The 25,892-nt window shown below is 57.4% G+C and carries 23 protein-coding genes; 11 read left to right on the forward strand and 12 right to left on the reverse strand.

Annotation, left to right across the window (positions count from 1 at the left end):
• Nucleotides 1-42 precede the first annotated feature (42 nt).
• From QY316_11450 to QY316_11475, 6 genes are all read left to right on the forward strand, one after another.
• Nucleotides 43-762 carry a YggS family pyridoxal phosphate-dependent enzyme gene (locus QY316_11450; GenBank protein ID WKZ32513.1) on the forward strand — a complete coding sequence of 240 codons (720 nt, stop codon included), beginning with the start codon at nucleotides 43-45 and terminating at the stop codon, nucleotides 760-762.
• 281 nt (nucleotides 763-1,043) lie between these two features.
• On the forward strand, nucleotides 1,044-1,880 hold the full coding sequence (gene proC, locus QY316_11455) for a pyrroline-5-carboxylate reductase (GenBank protein ID WKZ32514.1): 837 nt from the start codon (nucleotides 1,044-1,046) through the stop codon (nucleotides 1,878-1,880).
• A 53-nt stretch (nucleotides 1,881-1,933) separates the two neighbouring features.
• Nucleotides 1,934-2,245 carry a YggT family protein gene (locus tag QY316_11460; protein ID WKZ32515.1) on the forward strand — a complete coding sequence of 104 codons (312 nt, stop codon included), beginning with the start codon at nucleotides 1,934-1,936 and terminating at the stop codon, nucleotides 2,243-2,245.
• Nucleotides 2,245-2,742 (forward strand): DivIVA domain-containing protein, encoded by a 498-nt coding sequence (locus QY316_11465; protein ID WKZ32516.1) that lies wholly within the window; start codon nucleotides 2,245-2,247, stop codon nucleotides 2,740-2,742. Before QY316_11460 ends, QY316_11465 begins: the two co-directional genes overlap by 1 nt.
• A gap of 43 nt (nucleotides 2,743-2,785) precedes the next feature.
• Complete coding sequence (locus tag QY316_11470; GenBank protein WKZ32517.1) at nucleotides 2,786-3,040, forward strand: DUF167 domain-containing protein; 255 nt, start codon at nucleotides 2,786-2,788, stop codon at nucleotides 3,038-3,040.
• A 750-nt stretch (nucleotides 3,041-3,790) separates the two neighbouring features.
• On the forward strand, nucleotides 3,791-4,930 hold the full coding sequence (locus QY316_11475) for a radical SAM protein (protein ID WKZ32518.1): 1,140 nt from the start codon (nucleotides 3,791-3,793) through the stop codon (nucleotides 4,928-4,930).
• 295 nt (nucleotides 4,931-5,225) lie between these two features.
• Here QY316_11475 and rpoD read toward each other — a convergent pair whose 3' ends face one another.
• Entirely contained in the window at nucleotides 5,226-6,743 is a 1,518-nt protein-coding gene (gene rpoD / locus QY316_11480) for an RNA polymerase sigma factor RpoD (protein WKZ32519.1), read from the reverse strand.
• 251 nt (nucleotides 6,744-6,994) lie between these two features.
• Here rpoD and QY316_11485 point away from each other — a divergent pair, with 251 nt between their 5' ends.
• The 4 genes from QY316_11485 (at nucleotide 6,995) to QY316_11500 (ending at nucleotide 13,495) form a co-directional block, all read left to right on the forward strand.
• Nucleotides 6,995-9,235: an ABC transporter substrate-binding protein gene (locus QY316_11485; GenBank protein ID WKZ32520.1), complete on the forward strand. Its 2,241-nt coding sequence runs from the start codon at nucleotides 6,995-6,997 to the stop codon at nucleotides 9,233-9,235.
• Nucleotides 9,236-9,241: 6 nt separating this feature from the next.
• Complete coding sequence (locus QY316_11490; GenBank protein ID WKZ32521.1) at nucleotides 9,242-10,222, forward strand: ABC transporter permease; 981 nt, start codon at nucleotides 9,242-9,244, stop codon at nucleotides 10,220-10,222.
• A gap of 7 nt (nucleotides 10,223-10,229) precedes the next feature.
• On the forward strand, nucleotides 10,230-11,402 hold the full coding sequence (locus QY316_11495; GenBank protein ID WKZ32522.1) for an ABC transporter permease: 1,173 nt from the start codon (nucleotides 10,230-10,232) through the stop codon (nucleotides 11,400-11,402).
• Between the two features lie 212 nt (nucleotides 11,403-11,614).
• Nucleotides 11,615-13,495, forward strand: coding sequence for an ABC transporter ATP-binding protein (locus tag QY316_11500; GenBank protein WKZ32523.1), 1,881 nt, complete (start codon nucleotides 11,615-11,617; stop codon nucleotides 13,493-13,495).
• 420 nt (nucleotides 13,496-13,915) lie between these two features.
• Here the strand turns inward: QY316_11500 and rpoZ are convergent, their stop codons facing one another.
• The 11 genes from rpoZ to QY316_11555 all read right to left on the reverse strand — a co-directional run bounded on the left by rpoZ (nucleotide 13,916) and on the right by QY316_11555 (nucleotide 24,426).
• Nucleotides 13,916-14,128 (reverse strand): DNA-directed RNA polymerase subunit omega, encoded by a 213-nt coding sequence (gene rpoZ, locus QY316_11505; GenBank protein ID WKZ32524.1) that lies wholly within the window; start codon nucleotides 14,126-14,128, stop codon nucleotides 13,916-13,918.
• Nucleotides 14,129-14,193: 65 nt separating this feature from the next.
• On the reverse strand, nucleotides 14,194-14,805 hold the full coding sequence (gmk, locus tag QY316_11510) for a guanylate kinase (GenBank protein ID WKZ32525.1): 612 nt from the start codon (nucleotides 14,803-14,805) through the stop codon (nucleotides 14,194-14,196).
• Nucleotides 14,806-14,830: 25 nt separating this feature from the next.
• Nucleotides 14,831-15,700, reverse strand: a complete 870-nt coding sequence (locus tag QY316_11515) for a YicC/YloC family endoribonuclease (protein ID WKZ32526.1) — start codon at nucleotides 15,698-15,700, stop codon at nucleotides 14,831-14,833.
• Nucleotides 15,701-15,731: 31 nt separating this feature from the next.
• On the reverse strand, nucleotides 15,732-16,742 hold the full coding sequence (gene rfaE1, locus QY316_11520; GenBank protein WKZ32527.1) for a D-glycero-beta-D-manno-heptose-7-phosphate kinase: 1,011 nt from the start codon (nucleotides 16,740-16,742) through the stop codon (nucleotides 15,732-15,734).
• A 145-nt stretch (nucleotides 16,743-16,887) separates the two neighbouring features.
• Nucleotides 16,888-17,883 carry a glycosyltransferase family 4 protein gene (locus QY316_11525; GenBank protein ID WKZ32528.1) on the reverse strand — a complete coding sequence of 332 codons (996 nt, stop codon included), beginning with the start codon at nucleotides 17,881-17,883 and terminating at the stop codon, nucleotides 16,888-16,890.
• Complete coding sequence (locus QY316_11530; GenBank protein WKZ32529.1) at nucleotides 17,880-19,166, reverse strand: O-antigen ligase family protein; 1,287 nt, start codon at nucleotides 19,164-19,166, stop codon at nucleotides 17,880-17,882. The genes QY316_11525 and QY316_11530 overlap by 4 nt, the downstream gene beginning before the upstream one ends.
• Nucleotides 19,141-20,055 carry a glycosyltransferase gene (locus tag QY316_11535; protein WKZ32530.1) on the reverse strand — a complete coding sequence of 305 codons (915 nt, stop codon included), beginning with the start codon at nucleotides 20,053-20,055 and terminating at the stop codon, nucleotides 19,141-19,143. Before QY316_11535 ends, QY316_11530 begins: the two co-directional genes overlap by 26 nt.
• Nucleotides 20,055-20,891: a glycosyltransferase gene (locus tag QY316_11540; protein ID WKZ32531.1), complete on the reverse strand. Its 837-nt coding sequence runs from the start codon at nucleotides 20,889-20,891 to the stop codon at nucleotides 20,055-20,057. The genes QY316_11535 and QY316_11540 overlap by 1 nt, the downstream gene beginning before the upstream one ends.
• Nucleotides 20,892-20,893: 2 nt before the next feature.
• The gene (locus QY316_11545) at nucleotides 20,894-22,114 is read right to left on the reverse strand and encodes a glycosyltransferase family 4 protein (GenBank protein ID WKZ32532.1); all 1,221 of its coding nucleotides are present in this window, start codon (nucleotides 22,112-22,114) and stop codon (nucleotides 20,894-20,896) included.
• The gene (locus tag QY316_11550; GenBank protein WKZ32533.1) at nucleotides 22,111-23,265 is read right to left on the reverse strand and encodes a glycosyltransferase; all 1,155 of its coding nucleotides are present in this window, start codon (nucleotides 23,263-23,265) and stop codon (nucleotides 22,111-22,113) included. Before QY316_11550 ends, QY316_11545 begins: the two co-directional genes overlap by 4 nt.
• Before the next feature lie 408 nt (nucleotides 23,266-23,673).
• Nucleotides 23,674-24,426, reverse strand: coding sequence for a glycosyltransferase family 2 protein (locus QY316_11555; GenBank protein ID WKZ32534.1), 753 nt, complete (start codon nucleotides 24,424-24,426; stop codon nucleotides 23,674-23,676).
• A gap of 371 nt (nucleotides 24,427-24,797) precedes the next feature.
• On the opposite strand from QY316_11555, the gene QY316_11560 reads away from it, so the two are divergent.
• The gene (locus QY316_11560; GenBank protein ID WKZ32535.1) at nucleotides 24,798-25,790 is read left to right on the forward strand and encodes a glycosyltransferase family 2 protein; all 993 of its coding nucleotides are present in this window, start codon (nucleotides 24,798-24,800) and stop codon (nucleotides 25,788-25,790) included.
• The last annotated feature ends 102 nt before the right edge of the window (nucleotides 25,791-25,892 follow it).

A 25,892-nucleotide genomic window follows, 5' to 3' on the forward strand; every position in this document is an offset into this window, starting at 1 on the left:
AAAGGGCCGTCGGCCCCTAAATACTGTTTGCCGGATTCCCTGATGGCTGGAAACAATATTTCTGAGAATATCCTTAATATTTACGACCGGATAAGGAGGGCGGCACGGAAGGCTGGCCGCGACCCCGGCGAGATAACGGTCGTGGCTGTCACCAAGATGGTGGAAGCCAAAAAGGTCAAGGAGGCCGTATCGGCTGGCCTCCGGGTCTTCGGCGAAAACTACGTGCAGGAGGCCCAGGAAAAGATAAGTAAGGTCAAGGACAAGAAGATAAAGTGGCACTTCATAGGCCATCTCCAGAAGAACAAGGCTAAACTCGCCGTAGAGCTTTTTGACATGATCGAGAGCGTGGACTCGATAGAGCTCGCAAAGGAGCTTGAAAAGAGGGCTTCCGCGCCGCTCGATATCATGATAGAGGTGAACATAGCGAGGGAGAAGACAAAAGGCGGGGTAAGCCCGGACGAGGCCGTGAAGCTCGCCAGGGGCGTATCAGGCATGGCGAACCTCCGGCTCAAGGGCCTTATGGCCATCCCCCCCTTCTTCGAGGACGCCGAGATGTCAAGGCCGTACTTCGCCATGCTCCGGCGCCTCGCCGAGCGCATCAATAAGGAAAGGTTCCCCGGCGTTTTCCTTAAGGACCTCTCGATGGGCATGTCAAGCGACTTCGAGGTGGCAATAGAGGAAGGCGCCACTATCGTCCGGATCGGGACCGCCATATTCGGCAGCAGGGAAGCACAAGGTAAAAAGGCCGCCAAGTCCGCCTGACAGGCTCCCGGAAAAGCTCAAGTGCAGGGTCGAAAAATAAGGGCTCCGGGCGTGTTTTCCCGAATGCCGGAGCGTCCGAATTTTGAGGACCCGCTCGATGGCTTTTTCAGCAGCCGAATTAATGACAACCTCTAAAAATTGAAGATTTTTCCCGCAATCAAGGAAGGCCGGGAATAAAAAGCGGAGCATATATGATAATATGTGAGCATTTTTATTCATGGCCTGACGCAGAGTCCGGGGAAAAGATTAATTTTTAGAGTTGCCTTAATCCTGCAAACAACATGCTCACAAGGAAAACCATAGGCTTTCTCGGAAGCGGGAACCTGGCCGAGGCCCTCATCAAGGGGCTGCTCGCCTCATCGAAGTTAAGTCCCGGGCAGATAATCGCAAGCGACAGGATAAACGAGCGGCTCATCCACCTCGCCGAGAGCTACGAGGTAAAGGTCCTCAGCAAGAACTTCGAAACCGCCAGGAATGCTGATATAATATTCCTGACGGTCAAGCCAGGCGACGTCGAAGGCGTCTTGAGGGAGATAGCCCCCGAGATAGAGGCCGGGAAGCTCCTTATCTCGACCGCAGCCGGCATAACCACCTCGCGCATACTCGAGGTCCTGAAGGAAGCGGGCCTTTCGCATTTTCTGCCTGTAGTGAGGGCCATGCCCAATACCCCCGCGATCGTCCGCGAGGGGGTTACGGCCGTTTGCGCTGGGCTCGGCACTGGCGAGCGCCACCTCGAGTTCGCAACCGAGATATTCGGGTCTATCGGGAAGGTAGTCGCGGTAAAGGAAGAGTCCCTTATGGACGCGGTAACGGGACTTAGCGGAAGCGGGCCCGCGTACGTCTTCCTCTTTATCGAAGCGCTCATCGACGGCGGGATAAGGGCGGGCCTTCCTGCGGACACGTCAAAGGAGCTCGCCTTCCAGACCGTGCTCGGCGCCGCGAAGCTCGCGATGGAGAGCCCGATGGGGCTTGACGCGCTCAGGCGCATGGTCGCCTCCCCAGGCGGGACCACGATCGAGGGCCTCCGGAGGCTCGATGAGGGCGGCCTAAAGGAGACGGTCGCTTCCGCCGTAATCGCTGCGGCTAAAAGGGCACGGGAGCTTTCAGGGGGGAAGTAGGCGCGAGCTCCCGTAAGTCATCAAAGACAAAACCATATAACAAGGAAAACTGAATGTTCATGCTGGCCAATATCATAATCGGGCTCACAAAGGTGCTCGACACTGTCCTGACCCTCTATTTCTGGATAATAGTCATAAGGGCCATCCTCTCGTGGGTGAACCCGGACCCCTATAATCCAATAGTAAGGTTCCTGTACCAGATAACGGAACCGGTCCTCGGAAGGGTGCGGAGGATGCTGCCCCAGATGGGCGGGCTCGATATCTCTCCTCTCGTTGTGATTTTAATCATATATTTCATTCAGGCCGGCATAATACCCTCCCTATATGAACTCGCCAGCAGGCTCAAGACAGGAGGAGGCTTCTGATGAAGATAACCGCGCTCGAGATAAAGGGGCACGCATTAAGGAAGCGCTTCAGGGGCTATGACGTAAAGGAAGTGGAGGAGCTCCGCGATGCCGCTTCCGAGGCCCTGGGCGAGGCGACGAAAGAGATAATGGACCTTAAGGAGAGGCTCGAAGACGCAGGGGAGCGCATACGTGCGTACGCTTCCAACGAGAACATCCTCCGGGAGGCAATCACCACGGTGCAGAGGATGGCCGAGGAGATGAAAGCTAACGCGAGGAAAGAGGCGGAAATACTCCTTGCCGAGGCAAGGCTCCAGGCAGACGAGATAATCAGGCAGGCCCAGTCCCGCTCATCCGCGCTCCAGGACGAGATATTCCGGTTGAGGAAGCAGAGGAAAGAGCTGGAATCCTCCATAAAATCGGTCATAGAATACCATTCATCCATCCTGCTCCTTGAAGAGGAAGAGGCCAGAAAGGCCGATGAGGAATCGGACAAGCTCAAGTTCCTCCCGAAATAGCTCTTCATATGTAACGCCCGCCGAAGGGGGCGCGTTCATCAGGGTGAGGCTCAAGCCGCGCTCCTCAAGAAACATGGTCGAGGGCGTGGAGGAGGGCTCGCTCAAGATACGGATAACGGCCCCGCCTGTAGAGGGCGAGGCGAACAGGGCCCTCATAGAGTTCCTCTCCGCCCTTACCGGCATAAGGAAAAGCGCCTTCCACATAGAGTCCGGCCTCAAATCCAGGGAAAAGAAAGTATTCGTGGCAGGGGCGACCGCAGCCGAAATTGAAGAGGCCGTCTCGTCCAGGATTTCTTAGACCTGAACCGTTAAATTTTTCCATTTTGTTAATGTCAGCATTTTGCGCACTGGTATGCGTTTTTTGTGCAAAGGGCTTTTAACATGCTATCGCGCTTTCGGGCATAAGCGAAAGACCTTTTTCCGCGCTTTCCGCGTGGTTTCGAGGGTACGGCTCGTTTGCTGTCTACCTCCACCACCCCGTGAACACACAAAAGCGAGCAGCGACCCAGGAGCTTTTTCTGGGTCAAGCGAGCGGATGCAAATCCGGGAATCTTCAACGGGCCCCCAAAGTCGCGGAGTTTACCTGAGCGAAGCGAAGGGCCTCGTTCTACTTACCCGGCCCGTTCACGCTCCGCTCCCTAAGGCTACGCTCGCCTTACCCTCCAGGGTCTGTTGAAATACAAAAACCTCTTTGTTTTGTCTTTGAGAATAACCCGGGCGTAAGGCGGAGCGAACATAGGGATGGGGGAGGGGCGGGCGAGGCGGGGCAGCAGGAGCGAGGCTAAAGGCCGAGCGATAATGGTGCGCACAGCGCACCTACAGGGCCGAGCCTGGAGGATGGAGGCGGGTAGTGAGGAGCCTTATGCAAAAAAGCGCGGCAGCGCCCAAACGGCCTTTGGATAAAAACCGCACGGCAGTGCGGAAAAGGCCTTTTGCTACCGGCTTACCAGTGTGAATTGCCAATGGTATCAGTAATTGTACAATGTTATAATGTACCCTGTCCGGCCTTCCTCCCGGAAACGGCCCTGGGATTTTCAAGGAGATGCTAATGGACGGCATAATCTGCCCCGCGCCCTGGAATAGCCTCCATTTTTTCGAGGCCGGGCGCGTATTCACCTGCTGCACCGGATGGGTAAAATCCCCGGTAGGGAGCCTCAGGAAGCAGACCATCTCCGAGATATGGAACGGCCCGGAAATCCAGTCCATGCGGAAAAGGATGCTCGAAGGGGCATGGCAGGAGATATGCCGCCCATCTTGCCCTTTCATCCAGTGGCACCTCTCGGGGGGCAGAGACGTAAAATTCGCCGACCTTGAAAAGCACGGGGTCATACCCGCCGCAGCGGACGAGATACGGGCCGGGAAGACCGTCGTCTCGACCCCGCCCACCGTATTCAACTTCTCCAACTCCGGCTACTGCAACCTGAAGTGCATCATGTGCAACACCAATCTCAAGGAGGACAAGGACCTCCTTGAGAGGGCCTATAATGACTTCATCACCTACCTGCCCACGGCGCGGAAGGTGATCCTGAGCGGCTGGGGAGACCCCTTCGCGAGGCCCGATACGCGCAAGATACTCACCGAATTCGACGGGAGCCGCTACCCTGACTTGAAGTTCAGCCTCATAACGAACGGGCTCCTCCTCAAGAGGTACTGGGAAAGGATCAAGCACCAGAACTTCGCCGGAATAAACATCTCGGTCGACGCGGCGACAAAGGAGACGTACGAGAAGATACGGGTGGGCGGCAGGTGGGAGGACCTCCTTGAAAACCTCGACCTGGTGAGGGAGGTGAGGGGCAGGTTCAGCGAGGTCGTCATAAACATGACCGTCATGAGGGCCAACTACAGGGAGATACCTGCCTTCGTGGACTTCGGCGAAAGCTACGGGTTCAACGTGGTCTTCCAGAAGATAACCGGGAGGTGCGGCGACCAGAACTTCTTCCTGCACGGGGACAGGCAGCTCATCGCAGAGGTCAAGGCGATGCTAACGGAAATAAAGGCGTCCAGGAAGGCGCGGAAGATCTCCGTGGACGTCGAATCGAACTTCGGGAACCTCCTTTCAGGAGACGACGGAGGGGAAAGGCGCCTGCACGCGCTCATCAATTACTGGGGCTGGAAGCTTACGGCCCCGGTATCAAAGGCGGTTGAGCTATTAAAGGGGCGGCCCGGAACGCCTGGCCACCCTGACTGAACAGGATAATCCGACAGGCGGAGAGATAAAAAAAGGGAGGCGATTCACGCCCCCCCTTTTTTTTGAGTCCCATTTTAAGACAATTACTAAAAATTAGAGATTTTCCCCGCAATCAAGGAAGGGCGGGAATAAAAAGCGGAGCATATATATCAGGGTGCCTCTAAAAATTAGCCATTTTTCCCGAGGTCGAGGCAGGGTGGAAGTAAAAAGCGCAGCATATATGCCAATATGTGAGCATTTTTACTTACACCCTAACGAAGAGATCTGGGAAAAGGGCAACTTTTAGAGCAGCCTGCTAGCCTTCGCTGAAGCCCTTAAGGAGCTTGGCCCTCGTCGGGTGCCTGAGCCTCCTTATGGCCTTGGCCTCTATCTGGCGCACCCTCTCGCGGGTTACGCCGAGAACCTTGCCGACCTCTTCCAGCGTATAGTCCTGCTTCTCGCCGATCCCGAACCTCATACGGAGGACCTTCTCCTCCCTCGGGGTAAGGGTCTCGAGGACCGAGTTCGTCTGGTCCGAGAGGTCCTTTTCTATTGCCGCGTCCGAAGGCGAAGGAGACTTCTCGTCCTCGATGAAATCGCCTAGCGAGCTCTCCTCGTCGTCGCCTATCGGGGTTTCGAGGGAGAGCGTCTGCTTCATCAGCCTGAGGATGCGCCTGACCTTCTGGATGGGGATGTCCATCCTTTCGGCTATCTCCTCGGGATAGGGCTCCCTGCCGAGTTCCTTGAGGAGCTGCCTCGAGGTCTGCAATAGCCTGTTGATGGTCTCTATCATGTGGACGGGGATCCTTATGGTCCTCCCGTGGTCGGCTATGGACCTTGTGATAGCCTGCCGTATCCACCATGTGGCGTAGGTCGAGAACTTGTAGCCCTTCTTGTAGTCGAACTTGTCGACGGCCTTCATGAGGCCGATATTGCCTTCCTGGATGAGGTCCGAGAACTTGAGCCCCAGGTTCACGTATCTCTTCGCGATGGAGACCACGAGCCGGAGGTTGGCCTCTATGAGCCTCTGCTTGGCTTCCCACATGTTGAAGTCGTGTATCTTTACCTGCCTTGCGATCTCGCGGAGGTCGCCCCTCTTCATCTCGAGGCGCCTCATTATCTTCCTGATGCGGGCCTTTGCGCGCTCCTGCTTGCGGGGGCCTTTTTTCGACTCTTCGCGCTCGATGAGGTGCTCCAGGCGGACTATCCTCTTGACGACGCGCCTTATGATGTTGGCGCTCAGGTTCATGTCCTTCAGGAGCTTGTACGCGCTATCGGGCTTGCGCCTCCTGAGCCTTTCGAACTTGGCGAGCACCTCGTCCGTCGCCGCGGTAGCCTCTTCGGCCTGGTTTTCCTCGGCCTCTTCCTCTATGAGGTCGCGCAGCGACGCCTTTCCGGCTTTCACGCGGCCCACCAGCCTCAATATCTCTATGACCGCAAAGGGGCTGGAGAGGGTAAGCCTCCTGAGTTCGTTCCTGCTCTCCTCTATCCTCTTCGCGTAGACTATCTCTTCCTCGCGCTTAAGGAGCGGTACGGCGCCCATCTCGCGCATGTAGATCCTTACCGGGTCTTCGACCCGCTCCACTTCCTCGACCTCGAACTCGCGCGGCTCCGCGGGTTCCTGGGCCTCCTGGCCGCCCTTTTCGGCGCTATCCACAACGTCTATTCCGAGCTCACCGAGGGTCTCAAGCAAGTTGTCCATCTCCTCCACAGAAAAATTGTCCTGCGGGAACGCGTCGTTTATTTCATCATAGGTGAGAAAGCCTTTGTCCTTCCCTATGTCGATAAGGCCCAAAAGTTCCACGCTCTGGCTGTTTCCTGCTTTTTTGCTCATAAACCCTTCCTTTACTTGCTTTCCCTGGGCAGAAAAATTATTTAATCCTAACATAACTATAAGACAAATGTCAAGCCCCGTCAAGCCATGCCAAGTTACCGATTTTACGCTCTTTTGGGCCGTCCCGCTTGACCTCGCAGCCTGGATGTGTTAAAGTTTTTAATTCTAACATATTGTTCATTATAAGCTTTTTTACAGCACCGGTCAGTGACTTATGTTGCCCAGACGCACGTCAATTAAATATGAAGTTTATGGAGAGAGGAGCAATCGGTAGGAACCTTCCCAGAGCCCTCGGGGCGCTGGCCCTCGCGCTATTGGTATTCATCGCAGGCTGCACGCCCAACGACCCGTACCGCCCGTCCGAACGCGGCAAGAACATCTTCTACACCACCTTTTTCGAGCCCCCCAAGCACCTCGACCCAGGCCGCGCCTACAGTTCCGACGAATACGACATAATCGGGCAGATATACGAGCCCCCGCTCGAATACCATTACCTGAAGAGGCCGTATGAACTCAAGCCCCTCACGGTCGAGGAGGTCCCGGAACCCGTCTATTTCGGCAAGGACGGGCGGATGCTCCCTGCCGGAGCGCCGGCAGAGGCCGTGCACAGGGCCGTCTACGAGCTGAAAGTCAGGGATGGGATACTCTACCAGGACCACCCCGCATTTGCCCTTGACCGGGACGGAGACCCTCTTTACAGGGGCCTTGCGAATAGCGACATGGCCGGGATAAAGAATGTCTCTGATTTCAAGGTCAAAGGCACGAGGGAGCTTACAGCCGACGACTTCATCTACCAGATAATGAGGCTCGCGGACCCGCAGGTCGAAAGCCCCATACTCTCCATCCTTGAAAAATACATACTCGGGCTCGAAGAGTATGCAAAAGCCTTGAGGGCCGACCTGGAAGAGATAAGGGCCAAGAGGCGGGCCGAAGCCGGTTTCTCCTACAACCAGGCGGCTGACGAGAAAGAGAACCCCATCGTCCTCGACTACCGGAAGCACCCCTTCCCAGGGGTCGAGAAGATAGACGACCGCACGTTCAGGATAGTCTTGAAGACCAAGTACCCGCAGTTCGTCTACTGGCTGGCCATGCCCTTTTTCGCGCCCATGCCCAGGGAGGCCGCCGAGTTCTACAAGCAGGGCGCGCTCGGCGACAGGAACATGACCCTCAACAGGTTCCCGGTGGGCACGGGCCCGTACATGATGGAGACCTTCAACCCGAACATGGAGATAGTGCTCGCAAAAAACGGGAACTACCGACATGACCCGTATCCCGGGGCCGGCGAGGAGGGCGACGCCGAAAAGGGGCTTCTCAGGCACGCGGGAGCGGGCCTGCCTTTCATCGAGAAGATAATCTTCAAGCTCGAAAAGGAGGCCATCCCCAGGTGGAACAAGTTCCTCCAGGGCTATTATGACAACTCCGGCATAAGCTCGGAAAGCTTCGACCAGGCCGTCTCCATAGGCAGCGGCGGAAGGCCCGAGCTTACGGACGATATGCGGGAGAGGGGCATGAGGCTCCTTACGTCGGTCCGCCCCTCGGTCTATTACTCCGGGTTCAACATGCTCGATGACGTAGTGGGGGGCTACACGCCGGAAAAGCAGAAGCTCCGGCAGGCCATCTCCATAGTTCTCGACTACGATGAATTCATCTCGATATTCAATAACGGGAGGGGCATAGGCGCGATGTCGCCTATCCCGCCGGGCATATTCGGCCACAAGGAAGGCGAGGAGGGAATAAACCCGTACGCCTACGGCTGGGACCCGAAAAGGAACAGGCCTGTCAGGAAGTCGCTGGACGAGGCCAGGAAGCTCATGGCTGAGGCCGGCTACCCCGGCGGAAGGACCCCCGGCGGAAGGCCGCTCGTCATCACCTTCGACAACGCCTGGACCGGGGCCGATTCCACCCCGCTCATAAACTGGTACATAAAGAAGTTCGCGCTCCTCGGCATCCAGCTCGAAAACAGGACGACCGACTACAACCGCTTCCAGGAAAAGATGTTCAAGGGCAACTTCCAGTTCTTCTCCTGGGGCTGGAACGCCGACTATCCTGACCCGGAGAACTTCTTCTTCCTCCTTGCCGGCCCGAACGGCAAGGTGAAGTTCCAGGGCGAGAACACCGCCAACTACTCGAACCCCGAGTTCGACAGGCTCTTCAAAAGGATGGAGAACATGGAGAACGGCCCTGCCCGGCAGGAGGTCATAGACGGGATGATAGAGATACTCAGAAGGGACGCGCCCTGGGTATGGGGATACCACCCCGTTGCGTTCTCGCTCTTCCACGGCTGGGTGGAGAACGTAAAGCCCAACGCCATGTCGAACAACACGATGAAGTATATAAAACTGGACGCGGAGAAGCGGCAGGCGTCCAGGGACGAATGGAACAGGCCCGTAATATGGCCGGTAGCGGCGCTCATAGCCGTGATAATCATCGGGTCGCTCCCGGCCATAATAACCGTCCGCAGAAGGCGCGGCCTCGGCACGAAGGCCAGGTAGGGCAACATGCTATCGTACATCATAAGAAGGATACTCTACGCCGTCCCCATAATAATCGGCGTGAACGTGCTGACCGCGCTCCTCTTCTTCTACGTGAACACGCCCGACGACATGGCCCGCCAGGTATTAGGGGAAAAGAACGTCACTCCGGCTGCCATTGAAAACTGGAAGAGGGACCACGGCTACGACCTGCCGGCCTTCGTGAACACGGAGGAGCCGGGCTTGAAGAAGGTGACGGAGACGGTCTTCTTCCAGAAGTCCGTGCCGCTACTCTGGTTCGACTTCAGCAGGTCCGACCGGAACAATATCGACATCGGCCAGGAGATACGGACGCGCATGTGGGCGAGCCTCGCCATAAGCGTCCCAATGTTCATGGCCGGGGTGGCGGTGAACCTCTTCTTGGCGATGATGTTAGCCTATTACCGGGCAACCTACATAGACATATGGGGGGTTATTCTGGCGGTCGTCCTCATGTCCGTATCGACCCTCTTCTATATCATCGGCGGGCAGTACATACTCGGGAAACTCCTCCGTCTGTTCCCCATTTCGGGCTTTGACGCGGGGCTCCACTCCGTCAAGTTCCTGGTGCTCCCGGTCATAATCGGGATCATAGCGTCCATAGGCACGGGGGTCCGCTTCTACAGGACTGTTTTCCTCGAGGAGATAAACAAGGATTATGTAAGGACAGCAAGGGCAAAAGGGCTCACCGAAGGCAGGGTGCTCTTCAAGCACGCGCTTAAGAACGCGATGATACCGGTCTTAACGAACGTGGTCGTATCCATACCCTTCCTCTTTTACGGAAGCCTTATACTCGAGACCTTTTTCGCCATACCAGGGCTCGGGAGCTTCACCATAGACGCCATACAGTCCCAGGACTTCGCCATAGTGCGCTCAATGGTATATCTTGGCTCGATACTCTACATAATCGGGCTCATTATGACCGACATAAGCTACACCCTCGTTGACCCGAGGGTCAGGTTCGAATAGGAATGAAATGCCAGTAATCCTAGCGACAGATTTCATAGTATTTTTCCTTGCCGGCGCGATTGTATACTTCGCGGTTGCCGTACGGAAGGACGGCGCCGCGGCTTCGGCCTGGCGGGAGATAAGAAAGAACAGGCTCGCCATGGCCTGCCTCGCGGTATTGGCGCTTTATTTTTCGGTTGCGCTGCTCGACAGCATCCGCTACAGGGATCCGGTGATTGCCGAGGACGGCGTCCAGGCCAGGACAGCGGAGGGCAGCGCGATCTATAGCGCGCAGGCCCTGAGCCTCCTTGACAGGGCATTCGAGGGCATGAGGACAAACCACGAAAAGACCTACTCGGCCCCGCTCGCAAAGCACCTCTTCGTAAAGGAGAATATCGAGCTCCCGGACGGGACTACCGTACGCGAATACGCGCCTCTCAAGCACCCGGGGGCGCACTGGCTCGGCACGGACAAGGTCGGAAACGACGTCTTTTTCAACGCCCTCAAGGGCGTAAGGACAGCGGTCGTCATTGGCGCGGGCACGACCCTCATAATAGTCCCGTTCGCTATCTTCTTCGGGGTGGTCGCAGGGTACTTCGGCGGCATACTCGACGACATAGTCCAGTACATATATACGACCCTCGCCTCGATACCCGGCGTGCTCCTCATAGTGGCGTTCATGCTCCTTTTCGGCACATCAGGCTACCAGGGCGGGCTCATATCCGAGGGGCAGTTGAGCCTCGGGGTCTTCGTCTTCAACGACCGGCTCTTCTGGCTCGCCCTCATATTAGGCATCACCTCGTGGACCGACCTCTGCAGGCTCATAAGGGGTGAAACGCTTAAATTGCGGGAGCTCGAATACGTGCAGGCTTCGAGGGCCTTCGGAGTATCCAGGCCCGGCATAATCTACAGGCACATCGTGCCTAACGTAATGCACCTGGTCCTCATAACCTTCGTCCTCCAGTTCAGCGCCCTTGTGCTCGCGGAGGCCATATTGAGCTACATAGGCATAGGCGTGGGCCCGCAGATGGGGAGCTGGGGCAACATGATAAACACCTCCCGGCTGGAACTCTCGATGGACCCGGTCGTCTGGTGGAACCTTACGGCCTCGTTCATATTCATGTTCGGACTGGTCCTCCCCGCCAATATATTCGGGGACGCCGTAAGGGACGCGCTCGACCCGAGGCTCAGGTACAGGTAGCGCATTTATCATTGTCATTCTGAGGCGAAGCCGAAGAATCCAGGCGCTGATGAACCACTACCGCCTGGAAGGCGGTAAGTTCAAAGTTTTGGTCGGCTGAAAGCCCGACTGAATTTCCCCCTTTTCTAAAGGGGGACAAAGGGGGATTACAAATTGACTTTAAAGTAATCTCCCCTCCCCCTCTTTAAAAAAGAGGGGAACATGACATCAATATGGAACCTGTCATAAAAGTAAAAGACCTCCGCGCCTATTTCAAGACCCCCAAGGGGCTTGCGAAGGCCGTTGACGGCGTCTCGTTCGAGATACCGAAGGGGGGGACATTTGCCCTGGTCGGGGAATCCGGGTGCGGAAAGTCCGTTACCGCGCTCTCCCTCATACAGCTCGTGCCCGAGCCCGCGGGCTACATAGCAGGAGGGGAAATATTCCTTAACGGCAGGGACATAGTGCCGCTCGATGAGAGATCGAAAAGGGAGATACGCGGCAACAAGATCTCCATGATATTCCAGGAGCCCATGACGTCCCTTAACCCGGTCTTCACCATCGGCGACCAGCTCATGGAGACCATCGTCCTCCATCAGGGGAAGCGCAAGGGAGAGGCCCGGAAGGCGGCAATCGAGATGCTCGAAAAGGTGCATCTCCCTGAGCCGGAGAGGCTTTTCGGCGAGTACCCGCACAGGCTTTCGGGCGGGCAGCGACAGAGGGTTATGATAGCAATGGCCCTTGCCTGCAGGCCCGACCTCCTCATAGCCGACGAGCCCACCACCGCCCTCGACGTGACCATCCAGGAGGAGATACTCAGGCTCATAAGGGAGATGAAGGACACCCTCGGCACAGCCGTCCTCCTCATAACCCACAATATGGCGCTCGTTTACAGGAACGCGGACATGGTCGGGGTGATGTACGCGGGGAAGCTCGTTGAGTCCGCCTCAACGCAGGAGCTATTCCGTAACCCCATGCACCCGTATACCATAAAGCTCCTTCGCTCCATACCGGGGCAGGAGAAAAGGGGCAAGGCGCTCGACACCATACCCGGCGCGGTCCCCTCGGCGGTCTCCTATCCTGCTGGGTGCCACTTCTCGGGCAGATGCCCGAGGGAGATGGAAGGGTGCGCATCGATTGAGCCGCCACTTGCCGAGAGGGCCCAGGGGCATTCAGTTGCATGCCACCTCCACGACCCTGGCTTCATGGACCGGCCCCATTCAAGGCCCTTGAGGCAGGAGCCGGACGCGCTCCCGCCTCTGGCAGTGCCGGCTTCCGAGAGGGAGACCATCCTTGAAGTGCGCAATTTGAAGACATGGTATCCCATAAGGAAAGGGGTGCTTAAAAGGACGGTGGGCCATGTGAAGGCCGTGGACGGCATCGACATTACCATAAGAAAGGGCTCGACCCTTGCTCTTGTGGGAGAATCGGGCTGCGGGAAGACGACCGCGGGCAAGTCAATAATTCAGCTCATAAAGCCCACAGGAGGGGAAGTCCTCTACAAGGGCGCGGATATCGCCGCGCTCGGCGAGCGGAGGCTCAAGACCTTCAGGTCGTCGCTCCAGATTATATTCCAGGACCCGTACTCGTCCCTGAACCCGAGGCTCACCGTTAGGGAAACAATAGAGGAGGGGCTCCGGGCCGTAAAGCCCGGCATGGGGAAGATTGAAAGGGCCGAGAAGGTAAGAAGCGTCCTCGAACGGGTCGGGCTCGGGCCAGAGGCCATGTCCCGGTACCCGCACGAGTTCTCTGGCGGCCAGCGCCAGAGGATAGGCATAGCCAGGGCCCTTGCCGTGGACCCCGAGTTCATAGTCTGCGACGAGGCGGTCTCGGCCCTGGACGTCTCGGTGCAGGCGCAGATATTAAATCTCTTGAAATCCATACAGAGGGACTTCGGCCTCTCGTTCCTCTTCATAACCCACGACCTCGGGGTGGTCGAGTACATAGCGGACGAAGTGGCCGTCATGCACAGGGGGATGATCGTCGAGCGCGGGACCACAACCGAGATATTCTCAAACCCCAGGCACGACTACACGAAGAAGCTCCTTTCAGCCGTGCCGAAAATAGACAGCCGCCTCGCCGGTTTCTGGCATTTGCCGGGGCGAAGCCAGTAGGAAGTTCATGGCGGGCACAGTCTGTGGGCTGTGCCCGCCATTTCTCATCATTCTGAGGTGCAAGGCGGTCGAATAATCTCATACTCAAGCCTCGTCGCAAAAAGCCTTTTAACGCGCTGCCGCGCTCTTTTCGGGCATGAGGCTCCGCGCACTTTCCGCCTCCTTCCTCCGGGCCCTTATGTCGCTCGGCCTTTGGCCTCGCTCCTAACAGCCCCGCCTCGCCCGCCCCTCCCCCATCCCTATGTTCGCTATGCCTCATGCCCAGGTTGTTGTGAAAGACGGAACAAAAAACGCAATCGCGCTGCGCGCGCATATTCTTTGTCTTTAACGGACCGAGGCGGTAGAACGCCGCCAAAAAGAAAGGGGGCTGCCAAGGCAGCCCCCTCTTTGCTTTCCAATCCAGTCAGTCTTATTCCGGTCTTATTCCGCCAGCTTTTTCTTATTGCCCGGCTGCTGCGCAACGACCTTCCCTGCCGCGACCTCGCGGAGCGCCGTCACAACGGCCTTGTTGTCCGATTTTATGAACGAGGGTGAGCCCTTTATGAGGTCTCTCGCCCTCTGCGCGGCGAGGTGCACGAGCATGAACCTGCTCGGTATCTCCTTCAAGCAATCCTCTACGGTTATCCTTGCCATTTTAACCCCTCCTTGAAAAACAGGCTTAAATTATACAGTTTCGAGGGGCCGGTGTCAACCGCCCCCTATCCGACGAGGCCGCCGAAAAGCTCCTTGAGCTTACCGGCCATCCGGGACGACCGGGATTTTTCGGCGGTTATGACGGCTGAAAACTCCTCGAAGGCACGCCTCAAGTCGTCGTTTATTATCATATAATCGTACTCGACGGCCCTCTTTATCTCTCCGGCGGCTATGCCGAGCCTCCGACGTATCTCTTCGGTCGTGTCCTTGCCCCTGGCTATGAGCCTTTCCTCGGCTGCCTTTAAAGACGGCGGGAGCACGAAGACGAAGACCCCTCCGTCGAGCCTTTCCCTTACCTTTGCCGCGCCCTGCACGTCTATTTCGAGAATGACGCTTACGCCCTTCTCAAGGAGGTCTTCGAGGTCCTTTCTCGACGTGCCGTACCGCTTCCCGTAAACGTCTGCGTACTCGAGGAACTCTCCCCTTTCCACCATCCCTGCGAAGGTATCTTCGTCCACGAACCAGTAATCGACCCCGTTCACCTCTCCGTGCCTGGGCTTTCTGGTCGTGTAGGATACCGAAATCCTCAGATCCGGGAACCTGTCCGCAGCCATCTTGCAGAGCGTGGTCTTCCCCGAGCCCGAAGGCGCCGAGACTATGAATGCTATGCCGCTCATTTACTCTCTTCCTCTCAGGCCGGCGTCATTCGACGTTCTGGACCTGCTCCCTTATCTTCTCGACCTCGCTCTTCATGTCGATGACGGTCTGGGTGATCTTCACGTCGTTGGCCTTTGAGCCTATGGTGTTTATCTCCCTGCCCAGCTCCTGGCACAGGAAATCGAGCTTCTTGCCGATGGGCCCATCGGAGGCCGCGAGCTTACGGAACATCTCGATATGGCTCTTAAGGCGCGTCGCCTCCTCTGCGGTGTCGGTCTTTTCAGCGAATATGGCGGCTTCCAGGAGTATCCGCGACTCCTCTATCCTCTCGGCCAGCACCTTTTCCATCTCGGCCTTTAGCCTCTCCCTGTATGATTCGAGCATCTTCGGAATCCGGGCCTCTATGGTGAAGAGGAGCCCTTCGAGCGAATCGGCCCTTGAAAGGAGGTCGGTCCTCAGAGCCTCCCCTTCCCTCGCCCTCCAGGCCTCGACCTGGTTGAGGGCGCTTTCGAGCCCGGCGCGAAGCGGTTCCCAGTCCTCGTCCGTTATCGAGCCCCTCCTCTCGAAGGTGAAGATGTCCTTCTGCCTCAAGAGGGAGGCGAGGTCCATCTCGCCCCTTACATCGTAAGCTGACTTTAGCTCCGCTGCGGCGTCCAGATAGAGCTTCGCCATCTGCAGGTTGAGCCTCAATGGCGGCGCTTCCGCGGAGACCGGGATTATGTGGACCGAGAAAGAGCCCCGGGCGAACCTCTTCTTTATCTCGTCGCGGATTTTCGTCTCAAACGGAGAGAACCTCTCGGGCGCCCTCATCGAGATGTCGATGAACCTGTGGTTAAGGGCCTTTACCTCTATGGCGTAAAGGTCTCCCCCGATATTGAAATCGCCTTTGCCCCAGCCTGTCATTGACCTTGCCATGCGGACCCTTCCCGGAAAGATTCTGGCGTGCCTACTTCGGCAGCCCTGTTCTCAGGTTCGATTGAGCCGCCTTGAGTAGCTCAACGGGGGTGAGGGTGGCGGTCCCGATCTTCCCGACCACCACGCCGGCCGCGAAGTTCGCGAGGACGGCGGCCTCCCTGTAACTTGCCCCTGCGGCGAGCGCGAGCGCGAGCGTCCCAATGACCGTGTCTCCGGCGCCGCTTACGTCAAAGACCTCCTGCGCGACGGTCGGTATGTGGGTTTCCCTGCCCGGCTCAAAAAGGCTCATGCCGTTCTCCCCCCTGGTTACGAGGAGCGCCTGGCAACCGAGCCTGCTGAAAAGGGCCTGCCCGGCCCTGTGGAGAGACTCGTCATCGGTTATTTCGATGCCGGAGCCCTGCCCAGCTTCGAGGTTATTGGGGGTGACTATGGACGAGCCCCTGTAGAAGTCGAAATGCTCGACCTTGGGGTCGATTGCCACGGGCTTCCCCATATCGCGGCAGAGCGAGTTCGTCTCATCCATCAGGCGCTGGGTAACAAGCCCCTTGGCATAGTCCGATACGACCACAACGTCAGCGGACCTGGCGGCTTTTTTAATGTATTTCAGCACCTTGTCGGTCGCTTCAGGGTCGATCCTGTCACGCATCTCGCGGTCGAACCTTACGACCTGCTGGTGATGGGCGATTATCCTTGTCTTTATGGTGGTAGGCCTCTTACGGTCGGTTACTATGCCGTCTGCCGGGATGCCCTTCTCCTTAAGGGAGGCGACGAGCTTCTTCCCGTCGGAGTCGTTCCCAACGACTCCCGTTACGAGCGATCTGCCGCCGAGGCTGTGGATGTTGTTCACGACGTTTGCCGCCCCGCCGAGCATTATGGACTCGGAGGTGACCTCGACGACCGGGACCGGGGCCTCAGGCGATATCCTCTTCACCTTGCCCCATATGAAATGGTCCATTATGAGGTCGCCGACCACGAGGACCCGCGCCCTTCCGAACTTCTCGATTATCGACTGCGCCCGCCTGGCGCTCAGGTACTTTTTCATGTCTTTTGCCGTAATTGTGCCAATTGAGATTTATAACACAGATACATTTGGCAAGGCAATAAAGTAAGCTGAAATGTCTCGATGGGCATGGGAATTCAAAAAGAAGGGCAACAGGGCTCAGGGGCAGGGGTCGAATCCGGGCTTTTTACGCACTTCCAGACTGAAGGGCGTTGAGGAAAAACTCCTCGTATTTCCGTGCGATAGCCCCGGGGTCGTTCCGTTTCATAAGGAGCTCATGCCCCTTTTTCCCGAGCCCCTCCCTGAGCGACTTGTCCTTTACGAGCCTGTCGAGGAGCGCGGCCATGCCCTGAATGTCGTTAAGGCGGGCCAGGAGCCCCCCTTCGCCCACAACCTCCCTGTTCGCGGCGTCGTCATAGGTGATTATGGGGAGATTATTCGCCATCGCCTCGAGGAAGACCATGCCGTAGGATTCATTGGATGTGGGATAAAGGAAGACGTCGGAAAGGCGCATGAGGCTCATTTTTTCGTCCTCGGTAAGCCTACTTCTTAGCACCGTAACCCTCTTTCTCCCGAAAAAATAGTTATAGGACCTTTCAGACCTTATGACGAAATGCGCGTCCGGGTTTTCATAGCGCCTCGCTATCCGCATGAAATGTGTGTTCTCTTTCCTGGCGTTCCCGATTGAGCAAATCAAGAGCTTCCCTTCGGGGAGGCCGAAATGGGCCCTCCCGTAGCGGGCGTCGTATTCTCCTGCGTCAAAAGGCAGGTCTATCCGTATTATGTTCTCCTTCCTCTTCTGGAGCGAAAGGACGAAGCCTGAGAGGACGACCGAACCTGCCACGTCGTCGAAGTTTCCGGCCTGCCTCGGGCACATGACCGTCTGTGTTACAGTCGTAAGGCGAGCGGACTTCCTTATGTATTCGTGGTCGCTTCCGCCGCCCGGGGCGCAGTGAACGATGTCGGGCCTTAGCCGCCGTATGTAGTCTTCTATATTCGGATAATCGGGGCCGTCATAGAAGACCGGGTAACTGGCCTCGAACTTTTCGCTCAACCCCCCCTTCCCCATGGCAAGGACGCTCACCATGAACCGGGACCTGTCCAGGTGCTTTGCCCAGTGGTGTATCCCGAGCTGCGAGCCCCCGTAGTCGAGCCTGTGAGGGCATATCAGAAGGTGTATCATGCTGGCCTCCGTTCATCCGTACCGGAACTTTTCAGGCTCCCGAGGACCATGCCCGACAGGGCCCAAAAGGTCTGCCCCGTATGCCGGGTCATTATGTCTTCCGTCATGTTGAGCACCAGAAAGGCCAGGAGGAGCCCCACGCCTGATACGCCTATATAGAACCCTTCCTTTCCCGGGCGGGAAATTGAAACAGCCGAATGCATGAGGCTGAAGAGCCTCCAGAAAAGGAGCAGCAGGAAAATAATCCCGCCTGCCCCGGCCATTACCCCGTAGCTTAAAAAGAGGTTATGCGGATAGACATGGCCGAGCCTGAACGCGGGGACGAATATCTCCTTGTTGCCGAAGCCGAGGCCCTGGAAAGGCCTCTTCATTATCTCACGGAAAGAGCCCTCCCAGATTATCCACCTCTCCTCGACCTTGAGCTCCTTTATCGCGCCCCTCCACCCTTCGATGCTCAAATCCATGTTCAGGTCGCGCGTGGTCGATACCATCGGGACAACCGAGACCAGGACGAGCGCCGCGACCGCAATCGAAGCCAGGCGCACCTTGAGGCCGTACCGCAGTATCTTCCCATATATGATGAAAACCGCGGCAGCGGCTATGACCGCGAGATACCCGGCCCTTAGCCTCGCGAAGTAGATGCCGAGCATGCAAAGCGGCGCAAGCCCAAGCGCGAACGCCCGGACCCAGCCCGGCCCTCTCGCAAGCCCGAGTCCCAGCCCGACCACCGCGGCAGAGGCCATGAAGAAACCGTAATAGGCCCTCTTGCCGTAGGCAAACCCGCTCTCTTCCAGTGAGTCGAAGCCGAGGCCCAGGACATAATAAAAATAGATGCCTGCCGCGACCATGAGCGCGGCCCCTGAAAGAAACCACATGCCGAGATACGCGAAGTCCCGCCCGCTCCTCGTCATTGCATAAAAGACCCAGAAGGCCAGCACAGGATAGACTATCTCTTTCTTTATCTCCGAGAGGGAACGGGAGACGTCCTCGCCGGGGATTATCGTAAGGAGAGCGAGCGCGGGCCAGATGAAGAGTAGAAGGCGCATGGGAGGCCATTCCACCCTGCCCTTTCTCCACATGTGCGCGGCCGCCAGAAAAAGCGCGAGGAAGAAGCCGGCCTCCCTCAGGGTGACAACGCCTGGAAGGTTCAACGCGAAGAGGTACACTCCCATCGAGGCGAGCGCGGCCCTTTCAAGGGCCGGGGTTGGCGAGTTTGAAGGTCCGGATGTGTTCAGGTTGTTTCCCTCTCGGCTTCCGTCACCTGCCGTCGAGAACGGAGGCAATTATTTCGTTGCAACGCTGGAGATAAGTATGGTTCTCAAGCACGCGCCTTTGCCCTTCCCTTGCAATCTCTACCGCCTCTTCCGGGTTTTTAGAGTAGTAGAGGGCCTTTTGAACTGCCTCCTCTTCGGTCCTGTAGCCGATATAATGCCGACCTTCCTCGAAAAGCTCTTCATAGCCGAGCCCCTCGTAGGTGTTGGTAAGGAGCATGCACTGGCCGTTGGCCATTGTCTCGAATACCCGCATGTTCATGTCCATTCCCTTTGCGCCGTCAAAACCGGCCCCGGCGTTGAAGCCGATAGTTGAGCGAGCAAGCTCGCGCGTGGCCGCCACCCCGAACCTCTTCCTGAAAAGGAACCTGGCCGATAGCCCTGATTTCTTGAAAAGCCGCTCGAACCTCCTCCTGTGTTCGTACGGGGCGCCGCACATGGCTATGTCGTAGTGCCTCTTCCGGAAGAGCCTGTCAAAAAATCCCCCCCCTGCCATGCCAGGCCTGTAGGCGTGCGACTCGGGCTCGGCGGCAAGCGGCAGCCACCTTGCGTTACTGCCGAACTCCTTGACGACATGCTTCTGCGCCACCCAGATGAAGTCGAACGCGTACCTCTCACAGAGCGCCCGGTGCATGGGTAGCTTGTGGCAGGAATCTATGCTCACGAAGCCCTTTGCGCCGCCGAAGCTCTCAAGCGCCGGCAAATCGATCGGCAGGCCGCAGTCAATCAGGATAGCCAGGTCCGAGTCAGGTATGCTTTTCAATTCCGGAGTCTCGCGGGGATGGAACGGAAGGTCGACGAGGTCCACTCCAAGCCGCTTGAAGGCCCTGAAATAATACCAGGCGGTCGTATGCGGGACTACGGAGCGGAGGAGCGCTATCCTGGGCCTCCGTGCGGCCATTATTCAGCCCCCGCCATAGACGACGCCGGAGACGGATTGAAGACGCTCCTCACCTTTTTAGCGTCCGCCGCGTCCCTTATCCGGGCCTTTTTGGCCCTGAACATCCCTGCAGATATGTCCTTGCTCCCGGACCTCTCGTGACCAAGGTGGAACTGTATCGCCCTGTACCTCACGGACCTCATGGCAAAGCCCGCTTTCTCAAGCCTGTAGCTTACGTCCGTGTCCTCGCCACCGCCCCTGTGCTCGTACTCCTCGTCAAAGCCGTTGACCGAAAGGAGGTCTTCCCTGTGTATTGAAAAATTGCACCCGAGGAGGCTGAAGGGACTATTCCCCCTCAGGCGATAAAGCGGCCTCAGCGCCTCCTCGTAATACCTGAGCCCCCCCCTGAGCGTATGGTAAAGGCCCCAGAGGGTCGGCCCGTCGAAGTATCCCCTATCGACCATCTCCGCCGTGACCCTCTCGGAGACGGGGATACCCATCATCACCCTCCTCCCGCCGAGGAACTCCCCGCGCCTGCGGCTCCTGAAGTGCACATCGAGGAAGTCCCTTGCGACTATACAGTCCGCGTCAAGGAAGACGATATACCTGCCCCTCGCCTCCATCACCGCGCGGTTCAATATCCTGCATTTCCTGAAGCCCCTCTTCTCCTGCCAGACGTGGCGGAGCGGGAAAAAGGACTTCCGGGCCCTGAGCCATGCCCCGACCTCCGGGCCTGAGCCGTCATCGGCCACAAGCGCCTCAAAGTCCCTGAAGGTCTGCCTTTCAAGCGCGCGGATGCAGAGCTTGAGATACGGGAGGCTGTCATACGCGCCTATGATTACGCTTGCCTCCGGCATGCTCAAGCGAGCCCGGCCTGCAGGGAGGCCTCGTTGAGCGCCCTTTTGGACAGCGCAATTTCGTCAACAAGAGAGGCAAAGACCGCGGTCACCTCCTCGGCCGAGCACTTCTGCGCAGCTTCCCTTCTCCGGGCCCGCTCTCTTGCTAGCCCGCCAATCCGCCTGAGCATCCGGTCCGTCGAAAGCGCCTCCTGGATAAGACCTGCAAGCTCATCCGGGTCGGCAGGGGTCTGGATGACCTTTCCTGCCCTCTCCTTCTGAATAAAAAAAGCTGCGCCCGCCCCCTTCCCTATTATGACCGGCAGCCCGGCTGCGAGGGCTTCGATAGCCGCTGCCCCGAATGTCTCGAAGAGCGACGGCAGCACGAATACATCGGATGCGTCATATAGCGCTCCGACGTCTTTCACCCCGCCCGGAAAATAAACATTCCCGGATACGCCCAGGCTCCTGGCGAGACTGCCAAGCCGCTTTGTCCCGCTCCTGTCCTTTCCCGCCGCAAGCAGGAGCGCTTCCCTGCCGTCACTTTTAAGGGCCGCAAGCGCCCTGATCGTCGCCTCAAGTCCTTTTATGCGGAAACCCGAGCCCACATGGAGAATGACAGGGATTTGGCCGGGTATGCCCAGGGCCTTTCTCGCAGGGCCTTTCCGCTCATCTGTCGGGCTGAACCCTATCCGGTCAAGGTCGACGGCAGGCGGTACGACCGTGAAAAGGTCCCGCTCCAGTCCATGATGGCGGCATATCTCATCCCTCCCGCGGTCGGAGAGGACCACTATCCTCCCTCCCCTTTCCACCAAGCCCCTCAACAGCCTCTTTTCCAGCCCGCTTACCACCGCGTGGAGAGGGTTCATGAGGACCGACAACCTGTCCCTCAGCCCGAAATTATTCTTCCTGAACGCAAGCCATTCCCTGTGGCAGGCGTTCCCTGCCCTGTAGATATCAGCTACGAGCGTCCTGTCAAAGGCGATTACAATATCGAAGCCCCCGGGCCGCCTTGATATAACCGACCTGCTGGAGAGGGCGAAAGAGAGCACCTTGAGCCACGAAGAGAGCCTTATTACCGGCGCCCTTATCACTTCCATGCCTTCTTCCGGGGCCCCTTCGAACGACCCGGCTATTATCGTCACACGGTCGCCCCTTTTTGCAAGCGCCCTTGCAAGGATCGCGGCCTGACGCTCATAGCCCCCGAAGGGGTTGTATTTCATAAGGACGATGGCTACATTCACCTGGTCTCAGCCTTCCATAGGAGGCCCCTGCCGGCTATCCGGCATTTCGATGAGCCGAGGAGCTCCCCATATATCTCCTCTGTCCTGTCGAGCATTCTATTTATTGAAAACCTTTCGATGGCGAGCCTCCGAGCGTTCACGTAAAGCCTCCTGGCAAGCAATCTGTCTTCAAGGAGTATGGATATACTATCGGCGAGCCCCCGGGGGTCGTTTGCCTTGAAGAGGAGCCCCGTCCTCCCGTCCTCCACTATCTCCCTGAAGGAGGGAAGGTCAGAGGCCACGACCGGGACTTTCATGGCCATAGCCTGCATGATCGACTGGGGAACGCCTTCGTTCGCGTACGACGGCTGGACAAACACGTCGAGAGAGGAGAGGAGCATCGGCACATCGTCCCTGTGCCCGAGCATCAGTACGGTCTTTTCGAGCCCGGAAGAGGCGATCTTTTTACTGATATGTTCCCCCCTCGGCCCGTCGCCCGCTATTATGAAGCAGGCCTCGGGATACGTCTTTTTGACGAGCGCTGCCGCATCGATAAGGCAGTCGTGTCCCTTCCAGCTCCTCAAGACCGATACCATCCCTGTAAGGGGAGAAGAAGCAGGAAGCCCAAGTTCCGCCCGGAGGTCCGGGTGCCTGATCTCCGGGTCGAACGCGTCCATGTCTATGCCTGTGTGGACGGAAACGGCCTTCCCGGGCTCGACCCTGTTTACATCGATGAGCCGTTCCCTTATTGCCTCGGAGGTAGTTATTATGCGGTCAGGGATATGCCTGTAGATTATGGAGGACGCGAGCCCTGTCGATACCGGCGTTGATATGTGGCGGGTCCTTATGATGACGGGCCTTGGCCTTATGAGCATGGCCGCGGCCGAGGCGAGCCAGCTGTCCCTTGAGCTGTGCGTGTTTACGATATCCGGCCTTAAGCTCCTTATCATCTTTACGAGCTTCACGAGCGAGGCGGGGTAGTCCTTTTTCCTGAACGAAACAGGCATGGCCTCAATGCCCGCCTGCCGGGCCTTCCGGAAAATCCCGCTGTTCTCCTCTGAGATAATAACAGGCCTGTGCCCCCTGGACTTCATGCCGAGGCACTCGTTCAGCACCCGTATCTCCTGCCCGCCCCAGCCGAGAGAGGCTTCTGTATGGAATATGGTCCACATGATTACGGCCCCAGATTGAATTAAGGCAACCTCTAAAAATTGCTATTTTCCACGGACTCAGCATCAGGGCGCGAATAAAAATGCTCACATATTCACATATATGCTCCGCTTTTTATTCCCGCCCTTCCGGGAAAAGCGGGAAAAATCTCTAATTTTTCGAGGTTGCCTTAATACGATCCGTTATTCCGTTTTCTGTCATCCTGAGGGAGCGCAAGCGACCGGCAATTTTTGCAGGACAGCAAAAATTGAATGCCGAGCCTCTTGGCGAGGCAGTCCGGAGGGGCGAGATACGAATCTCGTATCCTGAAAAGTCAGCATGATACGAGATTCTTCCCCTTCGATTCACTCAGGGCTTCGGCTCACCCGCTCAGAATGACAACGTTTGTTGATTAATCAGGCCTTCCCTGCTCATCCCCTGATGCCAGCCTTCATCTCCCACAGCTTTGCGTACTTGGCGAGCGTATAGGAGGCATAGAGTATGGAGAGGACCACCCCTGCGGTGCCGTCCAGGAAGCCGCGCCTGAGCACATACATCTTGAAAAAAGTGAACGTGGGCCTGAAGAAGATGTCCGCCAGCCCCGCGCTCCTGCCTGCGTTCAGCATCTCCTCCGCGGCGAGGGACGAATATTTTTCCATCCTTTTGAGGTAATCCGAGACATCCCTGTACGTCATGTGGACGAGCGGGTTCGATAGCCTTTCCGTCCGGCCGTTCACGACAACCTTCTCGTGGACGTACCTGTCGATGAACCGGCCCGCGCCCTTCCTGTAGAGCCGCAGGTTGTAGTCCGGCCACCAGCCGCAGTGCCTTATCCACTTGCCTCCGAAAAAGTTCTTTCTCGGAACGAGATACCCGGCCCTTCCGTCCGACCCGATTGCGCGGAGCATCTCGTTCTTCAAGTCGGGGGAGACCCTCTCGTCGGCGTCTATGTTCAGTATCCAGTCGCCGGAGGCCCTGTCTCCCACGAGGTTTTTCTGGCGGCCGAACCCGAGCCATTCGTCGCTATAGACCCTGGCCCCGTACTCCTTGCATATCTCAACGGTCCTGTCGGTGCTGCCGGAGTCCGAGACAAGCACCTCGTCGGCCCAGCTCACGCTCTCAAGGCAGTCGCGGATCCTGGCCTCCTCGTTCAGGGCTATTATGGTTACTGAGATTCTGGGCATAGAAGATGTGTTCCAGTCTAAAGGGCTGCTTAAAAAGCCCAATCTGCCGTGTCGTCTTCAGAATTCGTCATTGCGGCGCACAAAAAAGTACGCTCATTCCTCATTTTTCGACTCCTTGCACCTTGAGCTTTTTGAGCAGCCTGAATGAGATTTGGAAATGGCCTGTAATTGGCAAGTTTAGCACAAAAAAAAATCCCTGCCGGGCGGCCCTCCACGAAAGATAGCCCTCCGGGCGCTTTCCGTCCCGGCGCTCCGGGACCTGCGTAACCGCTCACAATTAGCTTGAAAAAAAAATCCAGATTATTTAGCATATTAAGGCGTTGTGTCCGGGAATGGCCGCCTCCGGCCCCACTCCTTAAATCGGTGAAAATATGGTCAGTCCTGCCGTTTCATTCGTAATCGTAAACTGGAATACCAAGGACCTCCTCCGGGACTGCCTCGAGTCCATCCGGAAGACGGTCAGGCTGCCCTTCGAGATATGGGTCGTTGACAACGGAAGCTCCGACGGGAGCGTCCGCATGGTCCGGGAGCGCTTCCCCCAGGCAAAGCTCATCCAGAACTCCGAAAACCTCGGCTTTGCCAGGGCGAACAACCTTGCCCTCAAGAGGATTTCCGGCAAATACGCCGTGCTACTCAACTCCGATACGGTCCTTAAGGAGAACGCGATAGCGTCTCTCGTCGAGTGCATGGAAAAGAACCCCCGGGCAGGCGTATGCGGCGGCTCCCTCCTTAACGAGGACGGCTCAAGGCAGAACTCGATAGCTAACTTCCCGACGCTCGCAACCGAGCTCCTGAACAAAAGCGTGCTGCGGAGGCTCTTCCCGAAAAGGTTTCCCGGAAAGGAGAACGGGGCAGCCAGGGGGATTCAACAGGTCGAATCCATAGTCGGCGCCTGCATGGTCGTGAGGAAAAAGGCCATTGAGGAGACAGGCCTCCTTGACGAGGACTACTTCTTCTTCCTCGAAGAGACCGACTGGTGCCTGAGGTTCAGGGAAAAAGGCTGGGACGTCCTCCATAACCCGGCAGCGGAGATATACCACCTGCAGGGCGGGAGCGCCCGCAAGGTCCCGGTAAGGGCGAGGACGGAATACTGGCGGTCGCGCTACATATTCTTCCGGAAGAACAGGAGCAGAAAGGCTTTGGCGCTACTCAAGGCCGGGCTTGTGGCGAAGCTCTCCTGGAGCTTCGTTTCCATCGGCCTCCTGAACCTCGCGACCCTGTTTTTAGTCGGGCGGCTTCGCTCGAAGCTCCGGCTCTACGCGGCCCTCCTCAACTGGCACCTCGAAGGCTGCCCGGAAGCGCTGGGGCAGAGGCCTGAAAAGGCGGCCACGCAGAAACCCCGCGAAATACTGAAGGAAGCATAAAGTACGTGGCGGCCGACTTGCCTTCCGGTCAAAATGCGCTTCGGCACGCTTCGGCCAGATCCCCTATCTCCATTCTCAACAAAAAAACCCGCGGCGCCGGCT

The organism is Thermodesulfobacteriota bacterium, assembly GCA_030583865.1.
Classification (GTDB): Bacteria; Desulfobacterota; GWC2-55-46; order GWC2-55-46; family GWC2-55-46; genus UBA5799.